This is a genomic window from Turicibacter sp. GALT-G1, from assembly GCF_025594995.1.
Taxonomy (GTDB): Bacteria; Bacillota_I; Bacilli_A; order MOL361; family Turicibacteraceae; genus Turicibacter; species Turicibacter bilis.
Genome location: NZ_JAMQUS010000005.1, coordinates 1 through 1,018, shown reverse-complemented (window position 1 = coordinate 1,018; position 1,018 = coordinate 1). Strand labels below are relative to the sequence as shown.

General features: G+C 37.2%; 1 protein-coding gene. It reads right to left on the bottom strand.

Annotation, left to right across the window (positions count from 1 at the left end):
- Positions 1-951: IS66 family transposase (gene tnpC, locus NEH74_RS00895; RefSeq protein ID WP_262940943.1), on the bottom strand; the 951-nt coding region annotated here is incomplete at its 3' end.
- Positions 952-1,018: the final 67 nt, after the last annotated feature.

Below are 1,018 nucleotides of genomic sequence, written 5' to 3'. Positions count from 1 at the left end.
GATGATTCCTTTAAACTCTCTTAAATGATGAACGTTACATAAAGCATGCGTACAATCATCATATTTAAAATACGGGGTCCAATGGTCATGGATGACGGTTCCTTTGAAAGAGGGAAGAATGCCATTGGCTTCAATTGCTTGAGAGCCACGCTTTTCATGAACAAAGTAATGCGTGAATTTTTGATTTGAAGTCACGTGAAGCCAGTGTCTCTTTCCATTGACATAACAGCCTGTTTCATCTACATGAAGATGATTTGATGCCAAAAGATTTTCTTTGATTGAAGCTTCAGTCGTTTCTAATAACTCATCACATCGTTTCGTCATATTCACCAGTGTTCCTTGGCTGATGGTCGCTTTGAAAATATCTTGAGTCAATTGTTTCAGACGGTTGAAAGGAATCAATTGATAGTGACTGAAATAAGTTAATACACTTGTTAAATGTGGCCCATATTGTGTCGGTTGTGTGACATGTTTCGGAAATAGTCCTTCATTTTTAAAGTGACAGTTAGGACATACTTTAATTTGGGATTGATGCTCAGTCACTTGAAGCCTTAAGCTCGGTAAATCAAAAACTTGACGTCGAATCGTTTTTTGAGGTTCAACGTTTTCTAAACAACACCCACACCCTTGGCAAGTTTTCGGATGATGTGTGACGACAAGATCCGGATCTTTTACCATTTTTAAGGTTGAACCTTGATGCCCGACTTGACCACCCGTTTTTTTATTTGAAGGTTGACGCAAACTTTTTGTCTTTTTAAAACCATCGGTTGACGGAGGTAAGCTACTATTTTGACTGGTTTGATTTGATTGTTTTTCAAGTTTCTTAAGGCGAGCATCTAAATCTGAAACAGTCTGAGATAACTCAGAGATTTGAGTGGAAAGTCCTTGAACTAAACTAATAACGGATTGAATCCCCTCCTGATAAACTTTGATGATTTCAGATTCTGACATGAGATGACACCTTCTTCTAAAGTTGGAATAGTAAGGATATTATAACGTAAATCTTACAAATAGGTAA